Origin of the sequence: Klebsiella sp. A52 (genome assembly GCF_018388785.1) — a bacterium.
In the GTDB taxonomy this organism is placed as follows: domain Bacteria; phylum Pseudomonadota; class Gammaproteobacteria; order Enterobacterales; family Enterobacteriaceae; genus Klebsiella; species Klebsiella aerogenes.
On record NZ_CP074437.1, the window covers coordinates 4,958,237 to 4,981,385 of the forward strand.

The 23,149-nt window shown below is 52.9% G+C and carries 26 protein-coding genes; 16 read left to right on the forward strand and 10 right to left on the reverse strand.

Translation table 11 applies throughout. The features are described 5' to 3' along the window. Window positions 1–110 precede the first annotated feature (110 nt). The 4 genes from ybeD (at window position 111) to lipA (ending at window position 3,341) form a co-directional block, all read left to right on the forward strand. A complete protein-coding gene (gene ybeD, locus KGA69_RS23520; protein WP_015367736.1) occupies window positions 111–374 on the forward strand; it encodes a DUF493 family protein YbeD in 264 nt (87 codons plus the stop codon). A 99-nt stretch (window positions 375–473) separates the two neighbouring features. Beyond that, entirely contained in the window at window positions 474–1,115 is a 642-nt protein-coding gene (gene lipB, locus KGA69_RS23525) for a lipoyl(octanoyl) transferase LipB (RefSeq protein ID WP_047049299.1), read from the forward strand. Window positions 1,116–1,297: 182 nt separating this feature from the next. Next, complete coding sequence (locus KGA69_RS23530) at window positions 1,298–2,194, forward strand: YbeF family transcriptional regulator (RefSeq protein ID WP_266098917.1); 897 nt, start codon at window positions 1,298–1,300, stop codon at window positions 2,192–2,194. Between the two features lie 181 nt (window positions 2,195–2,375). Continuing rightward, window positions 2,376–3,341 carry a lipoyl synthase gene (gene lipA / locus KGA69_RS23535; RefSeq protein ID WP_015367739.1) on the forward strand — a complete coding sequence of 322 codons (966 nt, stop codon included), beginning with the start codon at window positions 2,376–2,378 and terminating at the stop codon, window positions 3,339–3,341. Window positions 3,342–3,552: 211 nt separating this feature from the next. Here the strand turns inward: lipA and tatE are convergent, their stop codons facing one another. Next, complete coding sequence (gene tatE, locus KGA69_RS23540; protein ID WP_045381457.1) at window positions 3,553–3,759, reverse strand: twin-arginine translocase subunit TatE; 207 nt, start codon at window positions 3,757–3,759, stop codon at window positions 3,553–3,555. Window positions 3,760–3,897: 138 nt separating this feature from the next. Continuing rightward, window positions 3,898–4,686 carry a deaminated glutathione amidase gene (locus tag KGA69_RS23545; RefSeq protein WP_213292697.1) on the reverse strand — a complete coding sequence of 263 codons (789 nt, stop codon included), beginning with the start codon at window positions 4,684–4,686 and terminating at the stop codon, window positions 3,898–3,900. Between the two features lie 89 nt (window positions 4,687–4,775). Between KGA69_RS23545 and crcB the strand changes: the two genes are divergently transcribed. Then, window positions 4,776–5,159: a fluoride efflux transporter CrcB gene (crcB, locus tag KGA69_RS23550; RefSeq protein ID WP_045381622.1), complete on the forward strand. Its 384-nt coding sequence runs from the start codon at window positions 4,776–4,778 to the stop codon at window positions 5,157–5,159. Between the two features lie 57 nt (window positions 5,160–5,216). Here the strand turns inward: crcB and cspE are convergent, their stop codons facing one another. Together cspE and pagP are read right to left on the reverse strand one after the other, a co-directional pair. Continuing rightward, window positions 5,217–5,426 carry a transcription antiterminator/RNA stability regulator CspE gene (cspE, locus tag KGA69_RS23555; RefSeq protein ID WP_012542460.1) on the reverse strand — a complete coding sequence of 70 codons (210 nt, stop codon included), beginning with the start codon at window positions 5,424–5,426 and terminating at the stop codon, window positions 5,217–5,219. A 193-nt stretch (window positions 5,427–5,619) separates the two neighbouring features. Then, window positions 5,620–6,195 (reverse strand): lipid IV(A) palmitoyltransferase PagP, encoded by a 576-nt coding sequence (pagP, locus tag KGA69_RS23560; protein WP_161799856.1) that lies wholly within the window; start codon window positions 6,193–6,195, stop codon window positions 5,620–5,622. Between the two features lie 291 nt (window positions 6,196–6,486). On the opposite strand from pagP, the gene dcuC reads away from it, so the two are divergent. The 4 genes from dcuC (at window position 6,487) to uspG (ending at window position 9,959) form a co-directional block, all read left to right on the forward strand. After that, window positions 6,487–7,860 carry an anaerobic C4-dicarboxylate transporter DcuC gene (gene dcuC / locus KGA69_RS23565; protein WP_045392945.1) on the forward strand — a complete coding sequence of 458 codons (1,374 nt, stop codon included), beginning with the start codon at window positions 6,487–6,489 and terminating at the stop codon, window positions 7,858–7,860. A 93-nt stretch (window positions 7,861–7,953) separates the two neighbouring features. Continuing rightward, window positions 7,954–8,751, forward strand: coding sequence for a ribonuclease I (rna, locus tag KGA69_RS23570; protein WP_045392942.1), 798 nt, complete (start codon window positions 7,954–7,956; stop codon window positions 8,749–8,751). A 180-nt stretch (window positions 8,752–8,931) separates the two neighbouring features. Then, window positions 8,932–9,342 (forward strand): nucleoside diphosphate kinase regulator, encoded by a 411-nt coding sequence (gene rnk / locus KGA69_RS23575; protein ID WP_015367745.1) that lies wholly within the window; start codon window positions 8,932–8,934, stop codon window positions 9,340–9,342. A 188-nt stretch (window positions 9,343–9,530) separates the two neighbouring features. Beyond that, on the forward strand, window positions 9,531–9,959 hold the full coding sequence (gene uspG, locus KGA69_RS23580; protein ID WP_015367746.1) for a universal stress protein UspG: 429 nt from the start codon (window positions 9,531–9,533) through the stop codon (window positions 9,957–9,959). 85 nt (window positions 9,960–10,044) lie between these two features. Here the strand turns inward: uspG and ahpF are convergent, their stop codons facing one another. Together ahpF and ahpC are read right to left on the reverse strand one after the other, a co-directional pair. Further along, window positions 10,045–11,610, reverse strand: a complete 1,566-nt coding sequence (gene ahpF, locus KGA69_RS23585; protein WP_045392939.1) for an alkyl hydroperoxide reductase subunit F — start codon at window positions 11,608–11,610, stop codon at window positions 10,045–10,047. A 128-nt stretch (window positions 11,611–11,738) separates the two neighbouring features. Continuing rightward, on the reverse strand, window positions 11,739–12,302 hold the full coding sequence (gene ahpC / locus KGA69_RS23590) for an alkyl hydroperoxide reductase subunit C (protein ID WP_004859485.1): 564 nt from the start codon (window positions 12,300–12,302) through the stop codon (window positions 11,739–11,741). Between the two features lie 402 nt (window positions 12,303–12,704). On the opposite strand from ahpC, the gene dsbG reads away from it, so the two are divergent. The 4 genes from dsbG (at window position 12,705) to KGA69_RS23610 (ending at window position 16,537) form a co-directional block, all read left to right on the forward strand. After that, entirely contained in the window at window positions 12,705–13,457 is a 753-nt protein-coding gene (gene dsbG / locus KGA69_RS23595; protein ID WP_045392937.1) for a thiol:disulfide interchange protein DsbG, read from the forward strand. A 193-nt stretch (window positions 13,458–13,650) separates the two neighbouring features. Then, window positions 13,651–14,556 carry a DNA-binding transcriptional repressor CitR gene (gene citR / locus KGA69_RS23600; protein WP_063447449.1) on the forward strand — a complete coding sequence of 302 codons (906 nt, stop codon included), beginning with the start codon at window positions 13,651–13,653 and terminating at the stop codon, window positions 14,554–14,556. Window positions 14,557–14,702: 146 nt separating this feature from the next. Beyond that, window positions 14,703–15,926: a phosphoadenosine phosphosulfate reductase gene (locus tag KGA69_RS23605; RefSeq protein ID WP_045392931.1), complete on the forward strand. Its 1,224-nt coding sequence runs from the start codon at window positions 14,703–14,705 to the stop codon at window positions 15,924–15,926. Continuing rightward, a complete protein-coding gene (locus KGA69_RS23610; protein WP_045392928.1) occupies window positions 15,911–16,537 on the forward strand; it encodes an IbrB-like domain-containing protein in 627 nt (208 codons plus the stop codon). Before KGA69_RS23605 ends, KGA69_RS23610 begins: the two co-directional genes overlap by 16 nt. Here the strand turns inward: KGA69_RS23610 and KGA69_RS23615 are convergent, their stop codons facing one another. After that, window positions 16,538–17,683, reverse strand: a complete 1,146-nt coding sequence (locus tag KGA69_RS23615) for a pyridoxal phosphate-dependent aminotransferase (RefSeq protein ID WP_213293155.1) — start codon at window positions 17,681–17,683, stop codon at window positions 16,538–16,540. A 184-nt stretch (window positions 17,684–17,867) separates the two neighbouring features. On the opposite strand from KGA69_RS23615, the gene mtnC reads away from it, so the two are divergent. Together mtnC and KGA69_RS23625 are read left to right on the forward strand one after the other, a co-directional pair. Then, on the forward strand, window positions 17,868–18,557 hold the full coding sequence (gene mtnC, locus KGA69_RS23620; protein ID WP_045392922.1) for an acireductone synthase: 690 nt from the start codon (window positions 17,868–17,870) through the stop codon (window positions 18,555–18,557). After that, window positions 18,554–19,096 (forward strand): 1,2-dihydroxy-3-keto-5-methylthiopentene dioxygenase, encoded by a 543-nt coding sequence (locus KGA69_RS23625; protein ID WP_045392919.1) that lies wholly within the window; start codon window positions 18,554–18,556, stop codon window positions 19,094–19,096. The genes mtnC and KGA69_RS23625 overlap by 4 nt, the downstream gene beginning before the upstream one ends. A gap of 6 nt (window positions 19,097–19,102) precedes the next feature. Here the strand turns inward: KGA69_RS23625 and KGA69_RS23630 are convergent, their stop codons facing one another. Together KGA69_RS23630 and mtnA are read right to left on the reverse strand one after the other, a co-directional pair. Then, the gene (locus KGA69_RS23630) at window positions 19,103–19,708 is read right to left on the reverse strand and encodes a methylthioribulose 1-phosphate dehydratase (protein ID WP_047050113.1); all 606 of its coding nucleotides are present in this window, start codon (window positions 19,706–19,708) and stop codon (window positions 19,103–19,105) included. Window positions 19,709–19,733: 25 nt separating this feature from the next. Next, a complete protein-coding gene (mtnA, locus tag KGA69_RS23635) occupies window positions 19,734–20,759 on the reverse strand; it encodes an S-methyl-5-thioribose-1-phosphate isomerase (protein WP_047049332.1) in 1,026 nt (341 codons plus the stop codon). A 104-nt stretch (window positions 20,760–20,863) separates the two neighbouring features. Between mtnA and mtnK the strand changes: the two genes are divergently transcribed. Next, complete coding sequence (mtnK, locus tag KGA69_RS23640; RefSeq protein WP_045392911.1) at window positions 20,864–22,063, forward strand: S-methyl-5-thioribose kinase; 1,200 nt, start codon at window positions 20,864–20,866, stop codon at window positions 22,061–22,063. An 8-nt stretch (window positions 22,064–22,071) separates the two neighbouring features. On the opposite strand, the gene KGA69_RS23645 is transcribed toward mtnK, so the two are convergent. Beyond that, a complete protein-coding gene (locus tag KGA69_RS23645) occupies window positions 22,072–23,136 on the reverse strand; it encodes a sugar ABC transporter substrate-binding protein (protein ID WP_045392908.1) in 1,065 nt (354 codons plus the stop codon). Window positions 23,137–23,149 lie beyond the last annotated feature (13 nt).

The following is a 23,149-nucleotide window of genomic DNA, read 5'->3' on the forward strand; positions in this document are numbered from 1 at the left end:
TTGAACACTTGAAAGTGTGATTTCTATCCCCATATACTATTCATCAAAGAAACCTGATAACTCCCACATCACGTGGGAGTTATTATTTTAGTCGTCACACCGGAGCTGACATGAAAACCAAACTTAACGAACTGCTTGAATTCCCTACGCCATTTACTTACAAAGTAATGGGGCAGGCGTTGCCTGAGCTGGTTGATCAGGTGGTGGAAGTGGTACAGCGCCATGCGCCTGGTGATTACTCTCCGTCAGTAAAACCGAGCAGCAAAGGTAACTACCACTCGGTCTCCATCACCATTAACGCCACCCACATCGAACAGGTCGAAGCCCTGTACGAAGAGCTGGGCAATATCGAAATCGTGCGGATGGTGCTGTAATCCCTCGCCTTACCCGGCCTCAAGCGCCGGGTAATTCTCCTTCTTTCGCTGTGATATACTCTCCCCACTTAAGTCATCCCTCTCGGCGGAGACGTTGTTTTGCAGCACAATACCATTCTTATTCGACAACTCGGCCTGCAACCTTACGAACCCATCTCGCAGGCAATGCATGAATTTACCGACAGTCGTGACGACACGACGCTGGATGAAATCTGGCTAGTAGAACATCACCCGGTGTTTACTCAGGGTCAGGCCGGCAAAGCCGAACACGTACTGGTACCCGGTGATATCCCGGTCATTCAGAGCGACCGCGGCGGCCAGGTGACCTATCACGGGCCAGGCCAACAGGTGATGTATGTCTTGCTGAATCTTAAACGGCGTAAACTCGGCGTGCGCGAATTAGTGACGCTGCTGGAGCAGACCGTGGTCAATACGCTGGCGGAGTATCAGATTGAATCTCATCCTCGCGCCGATGCGCCGGGAGTTTACGTTGGTGAACAGAAAATCTGCTCGCTGGGGCTGCGTATTCGTAAAGGTTGTTCTTTCCACGGGCTGGCGCTGAATGTGGCAATGGATTTGACGCCGTTCCTGCGTATTAATCCGTGTGGCTATGCCGGCATGGAGATGACGCAAATGCGCCAGTGGCAGCCGCAGGCCGCTACAGAAAACGTCGCGCCGCGGCTGGTCGCCAACCTGCTGGCGCTGCTGAACAACCCACCGCATGAATATGTCGCCGCTTGATGCGCACCGCGCTCTGAACCTTCAGAGCGCAACTCCTTATTAATACTTCACATTTGCAATCAATTGTCACGCAACGCCACATCATCGCCCGCTATAATAAGCCTATGACCCAACGACCGGATCCGCGAGTGGCCGACAATCATCCCCCATTGGAAAACAACGAACAGCCAGAAGATCGGCAGATCTTTCGTATTCTGCGTAATATCGATCTTAATCTGTTAACTATCTTCGAAGCCGTGTACGTGCATAAAGGCATCGTCAATGCGGCGAAGGTGCTCAATATCACGCCTTCGGCCATTAGCCAGTCGATCAATAAACTACGGGCTCTGTTCCCCGACCCTCTCTTTATTCGAAAAGGACAGGGGGTGACGCCGACGGCTTTTGCGACTCACCTGCATCAATATATCAGCCAGGGGATGGAAGCCTTTCTCAATGCGCTGGATTTGGGCAGCAGCTCGCAGCAGCAGCGCGTGCTCACCATCGCTACCGCGCCGACCATCGGCGCATTGGTGATGCCAACCATCGCCAACGCGTTAAAAGCGCGGTTTCCTCAAGTATTGCTGCACAATATTGCGATTACCGATGCCGCCAGCCAGCTCAACCAGCGGCAGGTTGATTTGCTAATCGATACCTATAACCATAGCGGGCTGGCCATTGCGCATCAGGTGCTGTTTTCCGAGCCGGTTGTTATGTTTTGCCGCGAAAATCACCCAATTTTGCCTCTTCCGCTGACGCGGGAAAATCTACAGCAGTTTGAGTTTGCGCTGCTGCTGCCGGAAGGACAGCGCTACCCTGCCCTGCATCGGCAACTTGATGAATTCATCGGGGGACGGAGGTGCGGTTTTAGCAGCTATAACCTGTTGACTCAGGCGGCGATGATGAATAATAGCGATTTGCTGGGGCTGACGCCTGAGAGTATGTTCGCGCTGGTGGCGAAGATCTGGCCTCTACAGGCGATGCCTTTCCCGCCGTTACAAGACCAGCGCATTGATATCTCGCTACATTACAACCGGCAAAGCGCCCAGGAGCCGTTACTGAAAGAGATTATCGACACTATTCTGCAAACTTATTCCCGCTAACCGCACGCGAGGGAAAAGGATAAAACAACAACTATTTTACAATTTGCCGGGCAACCAGGCTGCTTTCAACCCCGTATCAATGATATACTGCCTGTCCTTAGTTCAAAAATAGTTGATAAATACAACATTTGATTGAATTAATTCGCTTTCCTTCGTGACTCGCAACTGGAACACGCACGCTATGAGTAAACCCATTGTGATGGAACGCGGTGTTAAGTACCGCGACGCCGATAAAATGGCCCTTATCCCGGTGAAAAACGTGGCAACTGAGCGTGAAGCTCTGCTCAGAAAACCGGAATGGATGAAAATCAAACTTCCGGCTGACTCGTCCCGTATTCAGGGGATCAAGGCAGCGATGCGTAAGAATGGCCTGCACTCCGTGTGCGAAGAAGCCTCTTGCCCGAACCTTGCCGAGTGCTTCAACCACGGCACCGCGACCTTTATGATCCTCGGCGCTATCTGTACTCGCCGTTGCCCATTCTGCGATGTGGCCCACGGTCGTCCGGTGACGCCTGATGCCAACGAGCCGCAAAAACTGGCGCAAACCATCGCCGATATGGGGCTGCGCTATGTGGTGGTGACTTCCGTTGACCGCGACGATCTTCGTGACGGCGGCGCGCAGCATTTCGCCGACTGCATCAGCGCTATCCGCGAGAAGAGCCCGAATATCAAAATTGAAACGCTGGTACCGGATTTCCGTGGTCGTATGGATCGCGCGCTGGATATCCTGAAAGTGACGCCGCCGGATGTGTTTAACCACAACCTGGAAAACGTACCGCGCCTGTATCGTCAGGTACGTCCGGGCGCAGATTATAACTGGTCGCTGAAGCTACTGGAGCGCTTTAAAGAAGCGCATCCGGAAATCCCGACCAAATCGGGTCTGATGGTCGGTCTTGGCGAAACCAATGAAGAGATCATCGAAGTGATGCGCGATCTGCGCCGTCATGGCGTTACCATGTTGACGCTGGGTCAGTATCTGCAGCCGAGCCGCCACCACCTGCCGGTACAGCGCTACGTCAGCCCGGAAGAGTTTGAAGAGATGAAAGCTGAAGCCATGGCGATGGGCTTTACCCATGCCGCCTGCGGCCCGTTCGTCCGCTCTTCCTATCATGCCGATCTGCAGGCAAAAGGTATGGAAGTAAAATAACCTCTGCCTTTCTCTGGCCGTCGTTCGCGGCGGCCTGATTTCTCCAGTTCCCCCCAACTTCCAACTTCCCGTTGTCACACTTCGTTTCATCTTTTCATCGCCAGAGTACCGGCAATAAAAAAGGCGACAACGAATACGCTGCCGCCTCTTTGCCGCCAGAGCTTCACACCCGGCCGCGACGCGCCCCCGTTCATCGGGAGCCCGTGATTAATTACTCTTTATGAGAGAGTTTCTGTGCCGGCGCTTCTTCCTCAGCGCTGGTCTTTTTGGCACTGTCATCGTCATCATTCATGGCTTTCTTGAAGCCTTTGATAGCCGAACCCAGGTCTCCACCCAGCGTGCGTAATTTTTTGGTACCAAACACTAAAATAATCAGCGCTGCGACTACCAGCAGTTTGGTAATACTAATCTCACCCATAGCTAACCTTCTTCTCTATACAAGCTCAAGCTGCGAATACGCCATCATACACATATACGCATACAATTAACGGCTATTTGACGCGCCGACACAATAGCAATCTGTAACAAGGTGAATCAAGCCTTGTTTAAAAAAACGTCACAATAATTGCGGTGGCGCAAATCTGCGATTACGCAGCACCGGCAAATTCTCACGCACCTGACGAATATAATCTGCGGATATCTCAGCAAAAATCAGCTGCGGTTGAGCGGCGGCGCCGGCAATAGTGGTACCGAGCGGATCGATAATCCGGCTCTGGCCGATATTACGCGTTCCGCACTCGCCTGCCGCAATAATATAGCAGGTAGTATCCAGCGCCCTTGCCGCCAGCAGCGTCGCCCAGTGATGTTCCTTCATAGGCCCACGCACCCAGGCGGTCGGAAGCACCAGGACATCGGCCCCCTGTAACGCTAACGATAGCGCTAATTCGGGAAAGCGTAAATCGTAGCAGGTCATTAAGCCGATTCGCATCCCATTTACCTCTATTAAAGGAGGGATTTGCTCACCGGCATCCACCAGCCGTGACTCCTGCATATTAAACGCATCGTACAAATGGAGCTTCTGGTATTGTGCGCAAATTGCCCCTCGGCATATCGCCACCAGCGTATTGCTCGCGCGCCCTTCAGCAGAGGGCACGTGCAGCGTTAATATCGTGGTTAAGTCATTACGCCGGCTTTCGGCCAGCAGTTGCTGCATGAAACCGCCGTCCAGCGCCTGCGCTGATTTTACCGACATATCCGGATCGTTATCGGCCCGCGCCAGTAACGCCTCAGGCAAGACCAGTAACGAAGCGCCGCAGTCTGCCGCCTGACACATCAGCTCAACGCAGATCTGCGCATTAGTTTGCCACTGCGCCGTGACGGCGAATTGCCCTGCTGCTACCCGCATCTCTTTCTCCCACTTGCGAATCCATAGCCAAAAACGCCTGTGTCGCGCTACACTCGACCCTCTACCTAACCAAATAGCAGGAAATGACCGTGTTACAACTCCTTTTAGCCGTTTTTGTTGGCGGCGGAACCGGCAGCGTGTTGCGCTGGTGGCTGGGCATGAAATTTAACCCAATGCATCATGCAATTCCCATTGGCACGCTAGTCGCTAACCTGCTGGGCGCATTTATAATCGGCGCCGGGTTGGCGTGGTTCAATCGCCTGACGCATGTTGATCCGATGTGGAAACTGCTTATTACCACCGGCTTCTGTGGTGGCCTGACGACCTTCTCCACCTTTTCCGCGGAGGTCGTGTTTCTGCTCCAGCAGGGACGTTTCAGCTGGGCGTTGCTAAACGTTCTCGTCAACCTGCTTGGTTCTTTCGCCATGACCGCGACGGCATTCTGGCTGTTTTCACAGTCAGCCGCCCGTTAACGTCAGGCAAAAAAAAACCCGCTATGAGCGGGTTTTTATATTCTACTGACGTGTTGGTTAGATAGCCATTACGTTTGCAGCAGAAGGGCCTTTGGCACCGTTAGTGATTTCGAACTCTACGCGCTGACCTTCAGCCAGAGTTTTGAAACCGTTGGACTGGATTGCAGAGAAGTGTACGAATACATCTTTGCTGCCATCTTCCGGAGTAATGAAACCGAATCCTTTGGACTCATTAAACCACTTAACGTTACCTTTAATCTTAGACATCAAAATTACCTTTAAATTAAAAAACGACACTAATGCTGTGTCGGATACCAGTACATCAATTGTGATGCCTTTTGTCCAGCGTAACTTTCTTAAAAAGTGATAAAAGTCTCTATCTTTATAGCCGACAGTTACGTTAGTCATTGTTTTTCAACAAGACAAAGAACTTATCACTTTTGTCACTACGTTATAACGATTAAAACTGTATGCGCGCCCAGGCAAAATAAACGTTGCCGTTGTTATAAGTACCGGGGATGTAGGTCATCTGGAACGTCGCCGGACCGTAGCCAATCGAGGCCAGGGGCAGCACCACCGGGATCGGGATATAGTTCCAGTTGTCGCGCGCCGTTACGCCAAGGGTGTAACCAAGGCCAAGGTGGAAGTTGTCATCGGCTAGCGGACGCCAGGTTTTCTCCCAGCCATAGCCGCCAATCGGCTCCCACTTATTAAAGGAATCTTTAAACGCCATCAGATACAGGCCGTGCCAGTTACCTTTATCGTCCCAACGCGACATGCCAAAACCCGCGCCCCACGGACGTTCGTTATACTTGTCGGTTTTCTCTTTGTCATAGGCAAAGCGGGCGTGCCAGGTGATCGCCGGAACGTACAGATCGTAGTGCTCAGGCTCGTTCCAGGTTTGTGCGACATTGTCCGTCAGCGTATTGTAGCCATCACGGATCGTTGACGAGAACGAAGCATTAGCATAGCCGGACGACAGCAACAGGCCGGACAGCGCGACAATAAACAATGCAAATTGGCGTAGTTTCAACACTTCTCTATTACCGATTTCAATTTTAAAAACGAAGTAAAGTAACAAATGTAATCTTAATAGACTGTTAACGGAATAAGGTAAAATCCTGAATTGCGCCGTGGCAAAAACTTCACTCTGGTAGACGACTTTTGTGATGTTAGCCGCGCCACGGGTTCCGATTAGTCAATTCTCAGTATTTTATTGATTTGGGTCAGCAAGTTCTGCCCGTTTTTTGGGCACATTCCCTCACTTAATTTTTGTAGTGCTTTAGATATCAGCAGATTCTTTGGGTTAATGGCTTAGGGGTAAAGTATGCTTACGCTTGTTGAGATCCTTATCGGGGTCGTGGTTATTGTGGGCGTCGCCCGCTACATTATAAAAGGCTATTCTGCGACAGGCGTGCTGTTTGTCGGCGGTTTAATCTTGCTTATCGCCAGCGCCATCATGGGGCATAAGGTTCTCCCGGCTAGCGCCGCCAGCACGGGTTATACCGCGACCGATATCTTTGAGTATATTAAAATACTGCTCATGAGCCGCGGCGGCGACCTCGGCATGATGATAATGATGCTCTGCGGTTTCGCCACCTACATGACCCATATCGGCGCTAACGATATGGTGGTTAAACTGGCCTCTAAACCGCTGCGATATATTAACTCGCCTTATCTGTTGATGATTGCCGCCTACTTCCTCGCCTGTCTGATGTCGCTGGCGGTCTCCTCGGCGACCGGCCTCGGCGTGCTGCTGATGGCGACGCTGTTCCCGGTAATGGTCAACGTCGGCATTAGCCGCGGCGCCGCGGCGGCGATTTGCGCCTCCCCTGCCGCGTTGATCCTGTCGCCGACCTCCGGTGACGTCGTGCTGGCCGCCAAAGCTGCCGAAATGCCGCTGATAGATTTCGCTTTCAAAACCACTTTACCTATCTCGATTGCCGCTATCGTCTGTATGGCTATCGCTCACTTCTTCTGGCAGCGCTACCTCGATAAAAAAGAGAACGCCTCACACGAGATGCTCGACGTCAATGAGATAACCACCACCGCCCCGGCGCTGTACGCCATTTTGCCTTTCACGCCGATTATCGGGGTGCTGATTTTTGACGGCAAATGGGGGCCAGAGCTACACATCATCACTATTCTGGTGCTCTGTATGGTACTGGCTTCGATACTGGAATTTCTGCGCAGTTTCGATACTAAAAAGGTCTTCGCCGGGCTGGAGGCCGCCTATCGCGGCATGGCTGACGCCTTCGCCAGCGTCGTCATGCTATTGGTCGCGGCGGGCGTATTTGCCCAGGGGCTGAGCACTATCGGTTTTATCGACGGTCTTATCTCCATAGCCACCTCGTTCGGTTCCGCCAGTATCATTCTGATGCTGGTGCTGGTGATCCTGACCATGCTGGCAGCGATGACCACCGGTTCCGGCAACGCGCCGTTTTACGCCTTCGTTGAGATGATCCCGAAACTTGCCCACTCTTCCGGCATCAACCCGGCCTACCTGTCGATCCCTATGCTGCAGGCGTCGAATCTGGGCCGCACTATTTCACCGGTTTCCGGCGTGGTGGTCGCGGTGGCGGGAATGGCGAAGATTTCTCCGTTCGAAGTCGTTAAACGCACCTCGGTTCCCGTTATCGTCGGTCTGTTGGTGGTGATCATCGCCACCGAGATTCTGGTCCCCGGCGCCGCGATTCAATAAACCACAAACCACACTGAAAAGGCGCCAGCAGGCGCCTTTTTTATGCTTTAATAAATCCCAGCAATTAATCATCTCCCACTATCAGGAATAAAAATGTTCAGGAAGGATGTCGTCGCCATTGCCCTTTTACTCGGCGCAACGCAGGTTGGCGCAGAACCGCTTACCGCGACGAAATACGGTGATTTCGATCGTTACGTGCTGGCACTGTCCTGGCAAACCGGTTTTTGTCAAAGCATGCTGGATAGTAACCGTAATGAGCCTGAGGAGTGTCGGCTACAGCAGGACGAACGTAATAAAGCCGATTTTCTGACGGTACATGGCCTGTGGCCGGGCCTGCCGAAGTCGATCGCCTCGCGCGGCGTCGACGAGCGCCGCTGGATGCGCTATGGCTGCGCGACGCGCCCTATCCCCAATATGCCGGAAGTCAAAGCCGGGCGTAAATGCCAGGCGGCGGAAACCGGGCTGTCGCTGGAAATGGCGAATAAGCTGAACAGCGTGATGCCGGGTTCCGGCGGGAACTCTTGTCTGGAACGCTATGAGTATGCCAAGCATGGCGTCTGTTTCGGCTTCGATCCGGATAACTACTTCGGCACGATGGTGCGCCTGAATGGCGAAGTGAAGCAAAGCGCAATCGGTGATTTCCTGGCGAAGCACTACGGACAAACCGTTAGCCGTAGCGATTTTGATGCCGCCGTCGCCAAAGCGTATGGCGCGCAAAACGTCAAAGCCTTTAAATTAACCTGCGACGGCAACCCGGCTTATTTAACGGAAATGCAAATTTCCATTAAAGCTGGCGCTATCAATGCCCCGTTGGGCGCAGATTCGTTCCTGCCTCAGCCGCATCCGGGCAACTGTGCGAAGCAGTTTGTGCTGGATAAAGTGGGTTCTTGATAGCAGGACCAGCCATCTTATCGTCCACTTCATCTGCTTTTGCTCACGATGCGCTGAATGTGCGCTTAATCACTTCAAACATCAGGCAAGTCTCAGTATGATGAAGGGACATTAACCCTTGCCCCTTTCGGCGAGGGTTTTCTTTTACGGAAAAGGTTCCTGGATAACATGGAGTATGCAATGACCAGACCCGCAATCATTATTAATGAATTCGATGCTGAACGTATCGATAGACTGCTTGAGCAACCGGCTTACGCGAATTCGCCGGTCGCCGATGCCCTGAACGACGAACTGGATCGCGCGCAAATGTTGGCGCCGGAAGCGATGCCGCACGATGTCGTGAGCATGAACAGCAAAGTCCGCTTCCGCGATTTAACCAGCGGTGAAGAGCGCGTGCGGACCCTGGTCTTCCCGGCTCAGGCGACCGATAGCGCCACTCAGCTTTCCGTTCTGGCGCCGGTTGGCGCGGCGCTGCTTGGGCTGAAAGTCGGCACCTCCATTCACTGGGAGTTACCCGGTGGCGCATCGGCACACCTGGAAGTACTGGAATTGTTGTACCAGCCGGAAGCCGCAGGCGAATTCCATCGCTAAGTTTCCCGCTGCCTGAGGCGTTTGACGCTTTATTCAGAGGATGCCTCGCCATCCTCTTTCTGTTTCCCTCCCGCTATGACAAATTTTTACCTCATCCCGTGACGGGGCATACAGTTTTGCGACCTGAATGCCACATTATCCTTGTATAATATGTTGATATAGAAACAGACAAACAAGGAGAAATGCATATGTATAAAACTATCATTATGCCGGTTGATGTCTTTGAAATGGAGCTGAGCGACAAGGCTGTCCGCCATGCAGAGTTTCTCGCCCAACAGGACGGCATTATTCATTTGCTTCACGTGTTACCCGGTTCATCGAGTTTCACCATGAGCCGTTTTACTGCCGATCTGCGCCGCTTTGAAGAGCATCTGCAGCATGAAGCGGAGACCCGCTTACAGACCATGGTCGGCCATTTTAGCATCGACCCCTCTCGTATTAAGAGCCATGTGCGTTTCGGCAACGTCCGCGATATGGTTAATGAACTGGCCAATGAAATAAAAGCTGACGTAGTGGTGATTGGCTCACGCAATCCGTCGATCAGCACCCATTTGCTGGGTTCAAACGCCTCAAGCGTCATCCGTCATGCGCATATTCCGGTAATGGTCGTGAGATAACGGAACGGTGAAATAAGCAAAAAAAGAGGCGACCACAAGGTCACCTCTTTGCTGTGTGCAGGGAATGTCTTACAACTTTTTATGATTATGCGGTTTTGGTGCGAATCAGATAATCGAATGAGCTCAAAGAAGCTTTCGCGCCTTCGCCAGTGGCGATAATAATTTGTTTGTACGGCACGGTAGTACAGTCGCCGGCCGCAAACACGCCTTTCACGTTGGTTTCACATTTGGCATCAATGATGATTTCACCCATGCGGTTACGCTCAACCGTACCTTCCAGCCAGTTGGTATTCGGCAACAGACCGATCTGGACAAAAATACCGGCTAACGCGACATGATGCTCATCGCCGCTGACGCGGTCGCGGTACTGCAGCCCCGTCACCTTACTGCCATCGCCAACCACTTCGGTGGTCTGGGCGTTGAGAATAATATCGACATTTTTCAGGCTGCGTACTTTGTCCTGCAGCACCTGGTCGGCTTTCATTTCTGGTGCGAATTCCAGTAGCGTTACGTGTTCAACGACGCCCGCCAGATCGATCGCCGCTTCAACGCCGGAGTTACCGCCGCCAATCACCGCCACGCGTTTACCTTTAAACAGCGGGCCGTCACAGTGCGGGCAGTAGGTTACGCCTTTAGTCCGGTATTGGTCTTCACCCGGGACGTTCATGTTACGCCATTTAGCGCCGGTTGCGATGATCACGCTGCGCGCTTTCAACACCGCGCCGGAGGCGGTTTCAATCTGATGCAGGCCGCCTTCGACAGCTGCCGGGATCAGTTTTGCCGCGCTTTGTGAATCAATCACATCAACATCATATTCACTGACGTGCGCTTTCAGCGCGCCGGCCAACTTTTGACCTTCGGTTTTCGGTACGGAAATATAGTTTTCGATATCTACGGTATCCAGCACCTGACCGCCGAAACGTTCGCCCATCAGGCCGGTACGAATGCCTTTACGCGCGGAGTAAACAGCCGCCGCGGCGCCAGACGGGCCGGAACCAACAATCAAAACGTCATAAGCATCACGTTTGTTCAGCTCTTCCGCCGCACGTTTTTCCGCGCCGGTATCCACTTTGGCAACGATTTCAGTCAGCGTCATACGGCCTTGACCAAATTCCTGACCATTCACAAACACCGCCGGAACACCCATCACGTTGCGTTCAGTGATTTCATTCTGGAAGGTTCCGCCATCAATTGCCGTGTGTTTGATGCGTGGGTTTAGCACCGCCATCAGGTTCAACGCCTGCACCACGTCCGGACAGTTGTGGCAAGAGAGCGAGTAGTAGGTCTCAAATTCAAAATCACCGTCAAGATTGCGGATCTGCTCCAGCAGCGACTGGGCTTCTTTCGACGGATGACCGCCGGTCCACAGCAGCGCCAGCACTAATGAGGTGAATTCATGTCCCAGAGGAGAACCTGCGAAACGCGGCCCCTGGTTAGAACCTGGATTAGTAATCAGGAACGATGGCTTACGTACCGCCAGCGTGTTGTCTTCTTTAAAGGTGACTTTGTCTGACAGTTCAGCGATTTCAGCCAACAGTTCCTTGATCTCTGCCGATTTAGCGCTGTCATCCAGCGTGGCAATCAGCTCAACAGGTTTGGTCAGCTTCTCAAGATAGGCCTTGAGCTGGGTTTTCATGTTGGTGTCGAGCATTTTTATCTCCTGGGCTTAAAACATCATCATGCAAGCGGCCTTTATCAGGCAGCCTGAATGCGCTTGCATCATGGTGTTGGAATAAAACGGGCGCGGGTACGCCCGTTGATTAGCGGGAATAAAACGAATTAGATCTTACCAACCAGATCTAAAGAAGGAGCCAGAGTCGCTTCACCTTCTTTCCACTTAGCCGGGCACACTTCGCCTGGGTGGGAAGCAACGTACTGAGCAGCCTTGATTTTACGCAGCAGGTCAGACGCATCACGGCCGATACCTTCAGCGGTAACTTCGATTGCCTGGATGATACCCTGCGGGTCAACGACGAAGGTCGCGCGGTCAGCCAGACCTTCATCTTCACGCATGTTGTCGAAGTTGCGGGTCAGGGCGCCAGTCGGGTCGCCGATCATCGCGTATTTGATTTTAGCGATGGTGTCAGAGCTGCTGTGCCACGCTTTGTGGGTGAAGTGGGTGTCGGTAGAAACAGAGTACACATCTACGCCCAGTTTCTGCAGCTCTTCGTAATGGTCAGCCACGTCGCCCAGCTCGGTCGGGCAAACGAAAGTGAAGTCAGCCGGGTAGAAGAAGAAGACGCTCCAGCGGCCTTCAGTATCTTTTTCGGTAACTTCGATGAATTCACCGTTTTTGAATGCCTGGTTTTTGAAAGGTTTGATTTTGGTATTAATTAAAGACATCGATACTTCCTCCGTGTTTTTGTTGAGGTCTAAGTTAACGAATTTTTCCTGACTCGACCAATGCGTTTGCATTATCAAATCAATAAGCGTTATCTAACAACCGTAACAAGACAACTTTGTGAACCTGCCTTCGCGATCGCGGTTTTTCTCCGTTTTTCGCCTCATTTCGCTGAAAGTAAAAAGGCCGCCCTCTCAGGCGGCCCCGTTACCTGAAATACCCGCAGGTAGCTTCAGCGCCAGAATGGCTGGCAATATGTTGCGCTCTACACCTTAATGTAACAGCATGAGGGATTACATCATTCGCCGAACTAAAGGGCAACCAAACGCCCGGCAGGTCTTATCTATGACTGCGATAGGTTTGACCACTACTTCGCATTATCTTCTGAATTAAAAGGAATACTCATGTTAAAACGACTACTTTTCCTGAGCCTGCTGCCGTTATGTAGCTATGCCGAAGACCTCCCCGCCCCCGTAAAAGCAATAGAAAAACAGGGTATTACTATCATTAAGCCCTTTGAGGCGCCGGGCGGCGTCAAAGGCTGGCTCGGGAAGTATCAGGATATGGGCGTTGCTATTTATCTCACTCCCGACGGTAAACACGCCATTTCCGGCTACATGTACGACGAAAACGGCAACAATCTGAGCGAACAGCTTTTCCAGAAAGAGCTCTATACCCCGGCGGGACAGGCGATGTGGAAAAAACTCGAGTCCGCTAACTGGCTGCTGGAAGGCAAAAAAGAGGCCCCCATCGTCCTTTATGTGTTTGCCGACCCTTTCTGTCCTTATTGTAAACAGTTCTGGCAACAGGCGCGGCCGTGGGTTGAATCCGGTAAGGTGCAACTGCGTACTTTATTGGTCGGCGTGATAAAACCTGAGAGCCCGGCCACCGCGGCAGCGATTCTGGCAAGCAAAAACCCGGCGCAAACCTGGCATGATTACGAACAGTCCAACGGCAAAATGAAGCTCAACGTCCCGGCAGATATCCCTGCGGACTTGATGAGGACGCTAAATATCAATCAGCAGTTGATGGATGACCTCGGCGCTAACGCCACCCCGGCTATTTACTATATGAATAAAGACAGCATGCTACAGCAGGTGGTGGGATTACCCGATAAAGAGAAACTGCAGGTGATGATGGGTGAAAAGCAGCAGTAAAAAATAACGCATTTCCGCCAGAAGCTTAAGGACACAAAAGGATCTGGCGGAAAGCGATCGCTTGGTATACATTAAGTAGGGGTTAATTGTATATTTAGCTATAGTAATGATAATTCACGGCATCACTTCAAATTTATTACGATAAGTAATAGTAATCCGTTCGCCTCGACGCAACATAAACAGGACGTTAAGCATGGCCAACCTTTATGATTTAAAAAAATTCGATCTAAACCTGTTGGTTATTTTTGAGTGTATTTATCAACACCTTAGCATCAGTAAAGCGGCAGAAACGCTGTTTATAACGCCTTCTGCGGTAAGTCAATCACTACAAAAGTTACGAAATCAATTAAACGATCCGTTATTTGTCCGCTCCGGGAAGGGGATAACTCCGACGACCGTTGGTGTGAATTTACATCATCATTTGGAACAGAATCTCAACCAATTAGAAAAAACGATTAATATTGCCAATCATTCTGAATTAAGTAAAAGATTTGTTATTTATAGCCCACAATTGCTTGTTGCCCCAGGTACAATGGATCTGATCAATGATTTATATCAGGATCCAAACCTACAAATCGAGCATCGCGATCTTCTTTTATCTTCGGAGAGTGCCGATGATTTGATGGCCTATCGTAAAGCGGATCTGGTTTATAGTTTAACACCAATCTCAAATCATAGCGTCGTATGTCAACCATTTCAGGAGATTGAGGTGGTTTTGATTTGTCGAAAAGACCATCCAAGAAAAGCCTTGCTTAATACACAGGAAGCGATTGAGAAGGAGGGCTTCACTTATTATATTTCTAATGATCCAGGTGTGAAATTATTTCAAAATAAGAATGAAAGTATATTTACCAATCGTAGAATTGCGTTCCAGAGCAACTCATTGATAGCTATTTTAACCATGATTCATCAAAGCGATTTTATTGGTTATATGGCCAGACATGTCCTGGAATACTTTAAAGGTTCATTTGATTTTCATGAAATCATTCAGCCCAATCCCGTGCCTCCAATCAAGGCATACATGATTTACAATCGTTCATCACTTAACAACCCTAAATTTGCTGCTTTTATCGGCAGACATAAAAATACAAACGAATAAACCTCACAATACATTCATACACCAAATATATTGTGAACCTCAATTTGTGAACCAGGTGAAACATTACTAATACATATTAACCTTACCATTAATGTGTTCTACACTACCCGAAAAAGCGTACCTATCACATTAAAGGATTAATGGTAATGTCATTAATAAAAATTCCATTACCCGAGTCCGTTCTTCAGGCTAGCCTGCAGCGGATACAGTGGGTATTAGAAAATTTTTCACGCATCTGCATCTCTTTCTCCGGCGGAAAAGACTCCACCACCATGCTGCACCTGGCGGCGCTTTGCGCCCGGCAAATGGGAAAAAAATTCAGCGTGCTGTTTATCGATTGGGAGGCGCAATTTTCCTGTACCATTCAGCATTGCGAAAATATCCGCGCCGAATACCGGGATGTTATTGAAAAATTTTATTGGGTTGCCCTACCGCTCACCACGCAAAATTCACTGACTCAGTTTTCGCCGGAGTGGCAATGCTGGGAACCTGGCGTCAACTGGGTACGCCAGCCCCCCGCTGACGCCATTACCGATCCCGGCTATTTCCCGTTTTATCGTAGCGGAATGAGCTTCGAAGAGTTCGTTCGCGATTTCGCCGACTGGTTTTCGCAAAACCGCCCGGCGGCGATGATGGTGGGTATCCGGGCAGATGAGTCGCTTAATCGTTTTATGACCATCTCATCGCAGCGCAAACTGCGCTTTGCCGACGACAAGCCATGGACAACATCGGCGCCGGGCGGTCATACCTGGTACATCTATCCGATCTATGACTGGAAAACCGCCGATATCTGGACGTGGTTTAGCAAAAGCGGCCATACCTATAACCCCCTTTACGATCTGATGTATCAGGCCGGGGTGCCGCTACGCTATATGCGGATTTGCGAACCTTTTGGCCCCGAGCAGCGCCAGGGGCTCTGGCTGTATCACGTACTGGAACCTGAGCGTTGGGCAGCCATTTGCCAGCGCGTAAACGGCGTGCACAGCGGCGGTATTTATGCCGGATATGACAACAAATTTTATGGTCACCGTAAACTCGATAAACCCGGGCACCACAGCTGGAAGAGTTATGCCCTGTTTCTGCTGGATAGCATGCCGCGACCAACTGCCGAGCACTATCGCAACAAAATCGCGGTCTACCTGCATTGGTATCAAAAACAGGGAATGGACGATATTCCCGATTGCCAGGAGGGCGACATCGGCACCCGGGATATCCCTTCGTGGCGACGCGTCTGCAAGGTGTTATTGAATAATGATTACTGGTGTCGCCAGCTTTCTTTTAGCCCAACTAAAGCCACCCGCTATAAAAACTACTGTGAGCGTATAAGTAAAAAACGCCAACAATGGGGACTGTTATGCAACAACGACTAATTACCCAGATAGAAGAGTATCTGGCCGCGCTGCCGGAAGAGGAGAAAATCGACGCACTGAACCGCTTTCGCCAGGCTTTGCATCGCCATAGTCCTTTTCGCAACCAGCCGGTTGACTGCGTGCTATGGGTTAAAGAGGGAGAAGTGGTTCCCAATGATTACAACCCTAACAATCTTGCACCACCGGAAAAGCGGCTGTTACTAACCTCGCTGGAGGCCAACGGCTTTACGCAACCTATTGTAGTGCAGCATCAGCAGCCAAAGCGTTATACCATCGTTGACGGTTTTCACCGCCACGAACTGGCCAGTAATAAAGTGTCGCTGAAAAAGCAGCTCAAGGGGTATTTGCCGGTAACCTGTCTGACGGCGAACAGCCACCCGCGCGATGCCCTGATGGCCGCCACTATCCGCCACAACCGGGCCCGCGGACGCCATCAGATCCACGCGATGTCGGAAATTGTCCGCGAGCTGGCCAATCTCGGCTGGAGCAATAGCAAAATCAGTAAAGAGCTGGGGATGGACGCCGATGAAGTGCTGCGCCTGAAGCAAATTAACGGTCTGGCCGAGATATTCGGCGACCGTCAATTTTCTCAGGCGTGGACGGTAAAATAGCTACAGCCGACGCAGACGGTCTGCCGCCGCCAGCAGGGTCTCCGGCTGCTTGGCGAAGCACAGACGAATCAACTTATGAGGGAAAGGATCGGCGCAGAATACCGACAGCGGGATCGCCGCCACGCCGACTTCAGTGGTCAGCCAGCGACAGAAGCTGACGTCATCAAGATCAGAAATTGCGCTATAGTCGGCCAGCAGAAAGTAGGTCCCTTCACAAGGCAAAATCTCCAGCCGGCTATCGCGTAGCGCATCGATAAACAGATCCCGACGCTGCCGATAAAACGCTGGCAGCTCGCGGTAGTGCTCCGGCTGCGCGCGCAGCATATCCGCCAGCGCCAGCTGAGCCGGCGTGTTAACGGCAAAGGTTAAATACTGATGCACTTTACGCAGCTCGGCGCTGATGGCGGCAGGCGCCACGCAATACCCCACCTTCCAGCCGGTCATGTGAAAGGTTTTACCGAAAGAAGAAACCGCCACAGCCCGCTCCCGCAGCTGCGGATGGGCCAGTACGCTGGCATGCCCCTGCTCAGCAAAACAGATATGCTCGTATACTTCGTCGCTGATAACGTAAATTTCCCGCCCGGCGATAGCCTGCCACAGCGCGGCGAAGTCTTCCCGCTGCCAGACGGTGGCGGACGGGTTATGCGGCGTATTAAGAATGACCAAACGGGTGCGGTCGCTTAACGTGGCGGCAAACTGCTGCCAGTCAACGCGGAAATGCGGCGGCTGCAGAGCAATCCGTTTCAGCACCCCGCCGGAAAGCTCTACCGCCGGCGCGTAGCTGTCGTAGCTCGGGTCAAAGCAGATCGCTTCATCACCCGCCCTCACCAGCGCGGTAATCGCCGCATACAGCGCTTCGGTCGCGCCCGCGGTCACGGTCACTTCGCTATTCGCATCCGGGCGATAGCCATAAAGCTCAGCGGTTTTATCGGCAATGGATTCGCGCAGCGCCGCTACGCCGGTCATGGGAGCGTACTGGTTGGCCCCCTGGGCGACATGCCAGGCCAACCGCTCCTGCAAATAGCGCGGACCGTCAAAATCCGGAAAACCTTGTGATAGATTGATAGCCTGATGCTGCTGCGCCAGCGCGCTCATCTGGGTAAAAATGGTGGTGCCTAATGCAGGGAGTTTACTCTCAGGAATCAGTGGCTTATTGCTCATTCTCTTTGTTCCGATTGTAATGCTGTTGTTGAAGCCACTATAACACGATGTTAATATTTGGCAATCAAGACGCTTAGACGTCTAAATGCTAACGTTATTTCGCTTGCCGCAGGCAGGCGGCAAACCGACGCCACCGGCAGCACGGCGCACTATCCACCCTGGAGATACCATGATCCGCGCTATCGTGACCGATATTGAAGGCACCACCAGCGACATTCGCTTCGTCCATAACGTCTTATTCCCCTACGCCCGCGAGCGGCTGGCCGCGTTTGTCAACGCGCAGCAGTACGTCGAGCCGGTCAGTACCATTCTCGACAATCTGCGTACGGAAATCGCCTCTCCCGAAGCCAGCACCGCCCAGCTTATCGATACGCTATTCCGCTTCATGGACGAGGATCGTAAATCGACGGCGCTGAAAGCGCTGCAGGGCATTATCTGGCGCGACGGCTATCTGAACGGTGATTTTACCGGCCATCTTTATCCCGATGTTCTCCCGGCGCTGGAGAAATGGAAGGCGATGGGCATTGATTTATATGTATATTCCTCAGGCTCGGTTGCCGCGCAGAAATTGTTATTTGGCTACAGCGACGAAGGTGATATTACTCATCTATTCAGTGGATATTTCGATACCCTGGTCGGCGCCAAACGCGAAGTTCAATCCTATCGCACTATCGCTGAGCAACTGGGGCATAACCCGGCGCGCATTCTGTTCCTCTCAGATATTCATCAGGAGCTGGACGCCGCCGAAGCGGCAGGTTTCCGCACCCTGCAACTGGTACGCGGCGACCGCGACCCGGCCAGCCATCATCCACAGGTTCAGCGTTTTGACGACATCGACCCGGAGCAACTTCCCTCATGAGCGCATTAACTATTTTTTCCGTTAACGACGCCAGCCATCCACGCTGGCACAGCAGCAACGCCGATGAAATCCAGCAGCAATTGAGCGCAAAAGGGGTGCGCTTCGAGCGCTGGCAGGCCGATCGCTACCTGGGCCCGGCGCCAACCGCTGAAACCGTTATTGCGGCCTATCAACACGCGATCGATAAACTGGTCGCTGAAAAGGGTTACCAGAGCTGGGATGTCATTAGCCTGCGAGCGGATAATCCGCAGAAAGAGGCGCTGCGGGCAAAATTCCTCAATGAGCATACCCATGGCGAAGATGAAGTGCGCTTCTTTGTCGAAGGCGCCGGGCTATTTTGCCTGCATATCGGCGATGAAGTTTTTCAGGTGCTGTGCGAAAAGAACGATCTGATCTCCGTTCCGGCGAATACCCCACACTGGTTCGATATGGGGTCGGAGCCGAATTTCACCGCCATTCGCATTTTTGACAATCCGGAAGGCTGGATAGCGCAGTTCACCGGCGATGCTATCGCCGATGCCTACCCGCGCTTACCCTAATCGCCTTTACGCATAGCGGCGGCGCAGCAGCTCGCATTCGAAAAGGAATTCGAGCCCTTCCAGCTGACGCCGCGCCTCGCTAACATCCCTGCCCCAACAGGTTAAACCGTGGCCGCGGATCAAAAATCCATAACGTAAAGGATGACTACGGGCATACGCTTCAATCCGCGCCGCCAGCGCCTCGATATCCTGATCGTTATCAAAAATCGCCACCGCTACGCTATCGAGATGGCTATGCTGCCCGCTCAGCGTTTTTTGCATTTCATAGCCCTGCAGCTGAAGAGTATTGCCGGTTTCAAGGCGTGAGAGCACCGTAGCGTGCACGGTATGCACGTGCAGCACGACGTTCGCTTCCGGAAACAGACGATAGACCAGCGTATGCAACCCGGTCTCCGCCGACGGTTTCCGCCCCGACGGCGCATTATTGTTTAGGATATCTACCTGAAGAAAATCGTCGCAGGTCAGGCTGCCCTTATCGCGCCCCGATTCACTTAACCAACACCAGCGCGCATCCTCGCGTACTGACATATTGCCGCCGGTTGCCGGCGCCCACCCTTTCGCGCCAATCCAGTGACAGGTGGTCACCAGTTGTGCGAGTCGCTCTTGCCACATAATTGTTCCTTATCGAGGTTAACCGTTACGCCACCGGCGCGAAGATACCGTCTGCCACCTGCTGTGGCGTAACCACGCCGCTATCCAGCACCCAACCGCTGATTAACGACGCTGGCGTCACGTCAAAGGCCGGATTGTAAACCGGCGCGTTTTCTGGCGCCCACTGCACCGCGCCAAAGCTGCCTTTTACGCCAGTCACCTCTTGCGCCGCACGCTGTTCAATCGGGATCGCCGCGCCGTTCGGGCAGTGGCGATCGAGAGTGGTTTGCGGCGCCGCCACGTAGAAAGGAATGCGATGATAGTGAGCCAGCACCGCCAGCGAATAGGTCCCGATTTTGTTCGCCACGTCGCCATTAGCGGCGATACGATCTGCACCGACCCATACCGCATCAACCTGCCCCTGCGCCATCAGGCTGGCAGCCATGGAGTCGGTAATCAGCTGATACGGCACGCCCAGTTCACCCAGCTCCCAGGCGGTCAGTCGCCCGCCCTGCAGCAGCGGCCGCGTCTCGTCGACCCAGACGTTAGCCACTTTGCCCTGTTCATGGGCCAGGGCGATAACCCCCAGCGCAGTGCCAACGCCGGCCGTCGCCAGACCGCCGGTATTACAGTGGGTCAACAAGCGACTACCCGGCGTCACCAGTGTATTACCGGCTTCGGCAATACTGGCGCACAGCTGTTTATCTTCGGCAATCAGGCGCAGCGCTTCGCTCTCCAACGCCTGCGGATAGTTTTCCTGCGCCAGCGCCTGCTTCATCCGATCGAGATTGTTCATCAGATTGACCGCCGTCGGCCGCGCCGCACGCAATGTTTCCAGCGCCTGAGCAAGCTCGTCGCGGGAAAGACCGCGCTGGGCTAACAGCGCCAACAGCAGGCTGGCGGAAAGACCGATCAACGGCGCGCCGCGCACCCGCAGGGCATGAATATGGTCCACCAGCAGCGCAACGTTATCCGCCGCCAGCCAGCGTTTTTCCTGCGGCAATGCCTGTTGATCGAGAATAAAAAGCTGATTTTCGCTTACCCGCAGGCTGGTGGTCTGTAGTGTCTGCATATCGTTAAATCCCTGTTGCGTTGTTGTATCACATTGTGTCAGGATGAAATCCAGATGTATAGACGTCTGAACGGCTTAATTCAGCACTTTTGAGGATCGAGGCAATGTCGCAATACCATACCTTCACGGCCAGCGATGCGGTGGCTTACGCACAACAATTTGGCGGGCTCGACGATCCGTCTGAGCTGGTGTCGGCGCAGGAGGTAGGCGACGGCAACCTCAATCTGGTGTTCAAAATTTTCGATGCTCAGGGCGTGAGCCGAATTATTGTTAAGCAGGCGCTGCCCTATGTGCGCTGCGTCGGCGAATCCTGGCCGCTGACCCTTGACCGCGCGCGCCTCGAAGCGCAGACCCTGGTCGCGCACTACCAACACAGCCCGCAACATACGGTACAAATTCTCCATTTCGATCCCGCCCTGGCGGTGATGGTGATGGAAGACCTGTCCGACCACCGCATCTGGCGCGGCGAGCTTATCGGCAATGTCTACTATCCGCAGGCGGCGCGCCAGTTGGGCGAGTATCTGGCGCAGGCGCTGTTCCACACCAGCGATTTCTATCTCCATCCGCATGAGAAAAAAGCGCAGGTGGCGCAATTTATCAATCCGGAAATGTGCGAGATCACCGAGGATCTGTTTTTTAACGATCCGTATCAGATCCACGAGCGCAATAACTATCCGGCGGAGCTGGAAGCAGAGGTTGCCGCCCTACGTGAGGACGCTCAGCTTAAGCTGGCGGTCGCGGCGCTGAAGCACCGCTTTTTCTCACAGGCCGAAGCCCTGCTGCACGGCGATATTCATAGTGGCTCCATCTTCGTCGCTGAAAATAGCCTTAAAGCCATCGATGCCGAATTTGGCTATTTCGGCCCTATCGGTTTTGACGTCGGCACCGCCATTGGCAACTTGCTGCTTAACTACTGTGGTCTGCCTGGCCATCTCGGCATTCGCGATGCCGCCGCCGCGCGCGAACAGCGGCTCAACGATATTCAGACCTTATGGCACACCTTCAGCGAGCGTTTCCAGGCGCTGGCGGCGGAGAAAACCCGCGATGCGGCGCTGGCCTGCCCCGGTTACGCCTCAGTATTCCTGAAAAAAGTATGGTGCGATGCCATTGGATTCTGTGGTACCGAACTGATACGCCGCAGCGTCGGGCTTTCACACGTCGCCGATATCGATTCGATTCAGGACACGGCCATGCGCCACGAATGTCTGCGCCACGCGATAACGCTCGGCAAAGCGCTGATCGTCATCGCCGAGCGTATCGATAGCGTGGACGAACTTATCGCCCGCGTACGCCAGTACAGTTAATCGCTTGATTATTTATGTTGGGCTTCCAGGGTGGCAAACCACGGGGCAATAAAATCTTCGGTCTGCCCCCAGCCAGGGATTATTTTCCCCAGCGACGCCACGTTGACCGCCCCCGGCTGCGCCGCCAGCAGCGCCTGCGGAATCGCCGCCGCCTTGAAATCGTAGGTAGCCGGGGTACTTTCCCCGGCAATTTTATTGGCGATCAAGCGGACGTTGGTGGCGCCGATGAGTTTCGGGTCGACCGCCACGCTAACCTTCCACGGACTACCGGCTTCCCGCATCAGCTGTAAATCCTGATTGGAAATATCGATGCTGTAGAGTTTGATTTCGCTACGGCCGTTTTCTTTCAGTGCCTTATAGGCTCCCTGGCTAAAGGCATCCCACGTGCCCCAGATGGCGTCAATTTTACCTTTGGGATACTTGGCCAGAATCGCGCCGACTTTGTTGGCGGTGTCGCCCTGCACGTCGGATGACACGGCGCCGATCGACTCCAGCTCTTTAATCCCCGGATTTTGTTTAAGCAGCGTCTGGTAGGCCGCCTGACGGCGCTCCATTGGCGGGAATCCTGCCACCCATAACTTGATAATGTTGGCCTTGCCGTTGAAGTCTTTTACCAGTTGGCCAAAAGAGAGCTCGGTCAACGAGGCGTCATCCTGCTGGCTAACCGTCACGCCGGGGATAGTTCCCTGCACCGCGGTATCGAATACCGCCACTTTTATCCCGGCATCGACCGCTTTTTTCACCAGTGCGGTCGAGTAGGGATCGCGCCCCTGGGAAAGAATAATACCGTCGTATTTCTGGCTAATAGCCTGATTGACGAAGTCCTGGAATTTCGCGTCATCGCCGTTGCTCAGGAAGGTGCTAACTTTAAAACCGAGTTTTTTACCTTCCTGAATCGCCCCGGCGACAAACTGGGTGGTGTTATCGTCAGAACCGAGATTGCGAATCACCGCGATGCGGATCGGGCCATTATGCTCCGCGATCGCCGCCGGAACCGGCGTTGGGGTCTGCGCCAGCGCTGCCATCGACTGCAGCAGGCCCAGCGCCATGAGAGAAAGTGCTATCTTTTTCATTTTGTTTACCCTG

Bases quoted from the DNA above. Each gene is read 5' to 3' on its own strand.
- mtnA (WP_047049332.1), bottom strand. From the start codon at position 20,759: ATGCAGACACTACAGACCACCAGCCTGCGGGTAAGCGAAAATCAGCTT.
- KGA69_RS23630 (WP_047050113.1), bottom strand. From the start codon at position 19,708: ATGTGGCAAGAGCGACTCGCACAACTGGTGACCACCTGTCACTGGATT.
- KGA69_RS23625 (WP_045392919.1), top strand. From the start codon at position 18,554: ATGAGCGCATTAACTATTTTTTCCGTTAACGACGCCAGCCATCCACGC.
- ahpC (WP_004859485.1), bottom strand. From the start codon at position 12,302: ATGTCTTTAATTAATACCAAAATCAAACCTTTCAAAAACCAGGCATTC.
- lipA (WP_015367739.1), top strand. From the start codon at position 2,376: ATGAGTAAACCCATTGTGATGGAACGCGGTGTTAAGTACCGCGACGCC.
- KGA69_RS23605 (WP_045392931.1), top strand. From the start codon at position 14,703: ATGTCATTAATAAAAATTCCATTACCCGAGTCCGTTCTTCAGGCTAGC.
- cspE (WP_012542460.1), bottom strand. From the start codon at position 5,426: ATGTCTAAGATTAAAGGTAACGTTAAGTGGTTTAATGAGTCCAAAGGA.
- KGA69_RS23545 (WP_213292697.1), bottom strand. From the start codon at position 4,686: ATGCGGGTAGCAGCAGGGCAATTCGCCGTCACGGCGCAGTGGCAAACT.
- KGA69_RS23610 (WP_045392928.1), top strand. From the start codon at position 15,911: ATGCAACAACGACTAATTACCCAGATAGAAGAGTATCTGGCCGCGCTG.
- dsbG (WP_045392937.1), top strand. From the start codon at position 12,705: ATGTTAAAACGACTACTTTTCCTGAGCCTGCTGCCGTTATGTAGCTAT.
- dcuC (WP_045392945.1), top strand. From the start codon at position 6,487: ATGCTTACGCTTGTTGAGATCCTTATCGGGGTCGTGGTTATTGTGGGC.
- citR (WP_063447449.1), top strand. From the start codon at position 13,651: ATGGCCAACCTTTATGATTTAAAAAAATTCGATCTAAACCTGTTGGTT.
- tatE (WP_045381457.1), bottom strand. From the start codon at position 3,759: ATGGGTGAGATTAGTATTACCAAACTGCTGGTAGTCGCAGCGCTGATT.
- KGA69_RS23645 (WP_045392908.1), bottom strand. From the start codon at position 23,136: ATGAAAAAGATAGCACTTTCTCTCATGGCGCTGGGCCTGCTGCAGTCG.
- rna (WP_045392942.1), top strand. From the start codon at position 7,954: ATGTTCAGGAAGGATGTCGTCGCCATTGCCCTTTTACTCGGCGCAACG.
- ahpF (WP_045392939.1), bottom strand. From the start codon at position 11,610: ATGCTCGACACCAACATGAAAACCCAGCTCAAGGCCTATCTTGAGAAG.
- rnk (WP_015367745.1), top strand. From the start codon at position 8,932: ATGACCAGACCCGCAATCATTATTAATGAATTCGATGCTGAACGTATC.
- ybeD (WP_015367736.1), top strand. From the start codon at position 111: ATGAAAACCAAACTTAACGAACTGCTTGAATTCCCTACGCCATTTACT.
- uspG (WP_015367746.1), top strand. From the start codon at position 9,531: ATGTATAAAACTATCATTATGCCGGTTGATGTCTTTGAAATGGAGCTG.
- mtnK (WP_045392911.1), top strand. From the start codon at position 20,864: ATGTCGCAATACCATACCTTCACGGCCAGCGATGCGGTGGCTTACGCA.
- mtnC (WP_045392922.1), top strand. From the start codon at position 17,868: ATGATCCGCGCTATCGTGACCGATATTGAAGGCACCACCAGCGACATT.